Source organism: uncultured Methanobrevibacter sp., from assembly GCF_947166415.1.
GTDB lineage: Archaea > Methanobacteriota > Methanobacteria > Methanobacteriales > Methanobacteriaceae > Methanocatella.
In genome coordinates this window covers 1-3,774 of the sequence record NZ_CAMVEE010000057.1, presented here as the reverse complement: position 1 = coordinate 3,774, position 3,774 = coordinate 1, and the positions used below count along the sequence as shown (strand labels likewise).

Annotated in this window: 2 protein-coding genes; both read left to right on the top strand. The window is 38.5% G+C overall.

The window, feature by feature from the left end; genetic code table 11:
- A partial coding sequence (alaS, locus tag Q0W25_RS08870; protein WP_298521244.1) for an alanine--tRNA ligase occupies positions 1 to 2,258 on the top strand: 2,258 nt, incomplete at its 5' end.
- Positions 2,259 to 2,426: 168 nt separating this feature from the next.
- Positions 2,427 to 3,581 (top strand): tRNA uracil 4-sulfurtransferase ThiI, encoded by a 1,155-nt coding sequence (gene thiI, locus Q0W25_RS08865; protein WP_298521242.1) that lies wholly within the window; start codon positions 2,427 to 2,429, stop codon positions 3,579 to 3,581.
- Positions 3,582 to 3,774: the final 193 nt, after the last annotated feature.

Sequence of the window (3,774 nt, the reverse complement as noted above, 5' to 3'; positions counted from 1 at the left end):
TCAACAAGGAAGATGAATTCATCTATTGGGAAGATGAAACCATCAGGCTTTGCCACGAATTCTTTGCCCACATCGGAATCAACACAGAAGAAATCACATTCATCAAGTCCTGGTGGGCCGGCGGTGGTAACGAAGGGCCTTGCTATGAGGTATGCTGCCGTGGAGTTGAGCTCGCGACATTGGTGTTCATTCAATACGAAACCCTGGAAGACGGCTCCAAAAAGGAAATTCCAATCAAGGTTGTTGATACCGGTTACGGTCTCGAACGTATCGCATGGATTTCACAGGGAACTCCTACAGCTTATGATGCATGTTTCGCACCTGTTGTAGACAAGTTAAAAGAGTTAACCGGTGTTGAAATCAATGAAGATATTCAGGGAAGAAACGCTCAAATTGCAGGAATGATGGATATTGAAGATATTGGGGATTTGAAGGAGCTCAGGGCCCAAGTGGCTGAAAGTTTAAATTTATCTTTAGAAGAATACTTAAGAGCGGCTGAACCGATGGAAGCCATTTACATTATTGCTGATCACACTCGTTGTTTAGCGTTCATGCTTGCAGACGGAATCATCCCGTCAAATGTAAAAGAGGGGTACCTGGCAAGATTGGTTTTAAGAAGAACCATAAGATTCATGAAGGAATTGAACATGAAGGAATCCTTGGCTGATGTAATGGCGATACAACTAGACTTTTTATCAAAATTCTATCCTGAAATTCGTGATTCAGAAGAACATATCATGAATATCATTACTTTAGAGGAAGAAAGGTATGCCAATACTGTCAAAAAAGGAAGAAGCATTGTTAAAAGGTCTATTAAAAGGCTTAAAAAAGAGGGCAAAAATGAAATGCCTCTTGAAATGTTAATAGATTTGTACGATGCTCATGGAATTCCTCCGGAAACTGTAGTTGAAATGGCAGGAGATGACTTTACAGTTAATGTACCGGACAATTTCTTTACACAAGTAGCGGGGGCACACGAAAAAGATACTTCCAACAAAAAATCCGCATTTAAAGTTGACTATCCTGAAACTGAATTATTATTCTACAAAGATTTCTACCAACAAGAGTTTGAAGCAGAAGTTTTAGGATTAATTGAAAAGGATGGCAAGAAATGTTTAATCTTTGATAAAACTACATTTTATCCAGAAGGAGGGGGTCAGCCTTCGGACATGGGTGAGGTTTCCATTGATGGAAATGTCATTAAAATACCTCATGCTGAAAAAATCAATAATGTGGTATTGCATTATGTAGATGCAGACATCACAGAAGACGTAGTTGGTAAAAAAGTCAAGAGTGTTATTGATTGGACAAGAAGAATCACTCTTGCACGCCACCATACAGGAACTCACTTGGTCATTGCGGCAGCCCGTAAGGTTTTAGGCAAACACATCTGGCAAGCAGGATCCCAAAATGGTCTTAGCAGAGCCCGTATTGACCTGTCACACTACAAACGTATCACACAGGAAGAACTCAATGAAATTGAAAAGTTGGCCAATGAATATGTGATGGAAAACATTGATTTGGATATCCAATTCCACACAAGGGATGAAGCGCAGGAATTATATGGATTCGTGCTTTACCAAGGTGGTATCGTCCCAGGTAAGATGATTCGTGTAGTCAAAATCCCTGGTGTTGACGTTCAGGCTTGTGCAGGTACACATGTCCTCAGAACTGGTGTGGTCGGACCAATCAAAATCAACAAAACCGAAAGGGTTCAGGACGGTGTTGAAAGGATTGACTTTTCAGCAGGACTTGCAGCTATCGATTCAATGCAACATGACGGCGAAATCCTACGTGAAAGCTCATCAATATTTAAGGTTGAAAACGATCAATTGCCGAAAACATGTGACAGGTTCTTCAGCGAATGGAAAGCACAGAAAAACGAGATTGACCGTTTGAAATCAGAAATTGCATCCTTAAAAATGAATTCCTTAGCTGATGAATTCGATGAAATCAATGGCTTGAAAGTTGTTCATCAGCTAATTGAAGCGGACTTTAAAGAGCTTCAGAAAATGGCCACTGACTTTACAGACAACGGTAAAGCAGACGTTGTTATTATGGGAAACGGCGACGGTAAAATCGTCGGAGCGGCTTCCCAGAATGCAATCGATAACGGTGTAAAAATTAATGAAATTATCAAAACTGCAGCTGGCGTATTGGGCGGTGGCGGCGGAGGCCGCTTGACTCTCGCGCAGGGTGCAGGTAAGAATGCAGATAAGATGGATGAAGCTATCCAGACTGCAGTCGATTTAATTTAAGGATAATAATTATCCTTAAACAATCTTTTTTTTTATTTTAAATTTTTATTACAATAATCTTTATAAAGATTGAGTTTTAAAATTATACTTGCTGTTATATTTTAAAAAACTAGTATTGAAGGGATTGCTATTTTTTTCAGCGTGTACTTAATTAAAAGAGTTGTTTAAATGAATTATGATTTGATTATTGCAAGATATGGTGAAATAGGTCTTAAAAGTCCTAAGATAAGGTCACGTTTTGAAAGAAAGCTAGTTAAAAATATCAAAGCTACTTTTGATTGTGAAGTTGACAGAAATCAGGGAAGAATTTACATTTTCCCAAAGAATTTTGATGAAGGAATTGAAAAACTGAACAGGGTTTTCGGTGTGGTGTCTTATTCGCCGGCCACTTCAACATATGCCAATTATGAAGACATTGACGAAACTTTAAGTCAATACACTAAAGATTTGATGGCTGAAGGCATTTTGGATGAAAACACAAAATTCGCCATAAAGTGTCGTCGTGTAGGAAACCATGATTTCACATCACAGGAAATGGCAGCCCATTGTGGGGGTGTTGTAAGGGATGTTGTTTTAGCTCCGGTTGACTTGACAAATCCCGATTTGACAATTTTTGTTGAAATCAGGGATGATGACGCTTACATATACCATGAAAAAATCAAAGGCCAGGGAGGATTGCCTTTAGGAACACAAGGTAAAGTCGTTGTGCTTTTATCAAGCGGCATAGACTCTCCTGTGGCAGCATATCTGATGATGAAAAGAGGATGTGAAGTCATAGCATTGCATTGCAATAATGACCCTTTTTCAGGTCCGAAAGTCACCGAACTTTTCAACCAATTGGTTGATCAGCTGAATATTTATGCAAAAGGGGTTCCAATTAAAAAACGTGTAATCGATTACGGGGAGTATTTGCAGGCCGCTAAGGACAATGCTCCTGAAAAAATGACCTGTGTTTTATGCAAATCAGGGATGTATCACATAGCAGAAAAATTGGCTCAAAAATTGGGTGCCGACGCTATTGTTGACGGAAGCAGTGTTGGACAGGTTGCCTCCCAAACATTGTCAAACATTCTGGCTACTCGTTATGGTGTGGAAATGCCTATTTTGTCTCCATTGATTGGTCTTGATAAAGAGGAGATTACTGCAATTGCAAAGGAAATCGGAACCTTTGAGATATCAAAAATAGATGATGGGGGCTGCAGTGCAGTTCCAAAATATCCCGAAACAAGAGCGGATTTGGAACGAGTCAAACAGGCTTGTGAAGCCATGAACCAGGATGTTGAGGTTCAAAGGGCTTTTGAAAATATCAGAAGACTCGATTGAGTTTTCTTCTTTACTTTTTTTTAAAATTATTTTTTTAGTCTTTAAATTGTTCTAAACTTATTTTCATTAATACATAATAATTAAATACTAATCAAATCATAAATAATAAATATCTAGTAAATAATTAATTTACTAATTGAGGTATTAAAATGAAAACTACTGTTAGTGTAATTAAAGCTGATATCGGAAGTGT

What these genes read in the sequence shown, in the direction of transcription:
- thiI (WP_298521242.1), top strand. Translation starts at nt 2,427, where the DNA reads ATGAATTATGATTTGATTATTGCAAGATATGGTGAAATAGGTCTTAAA.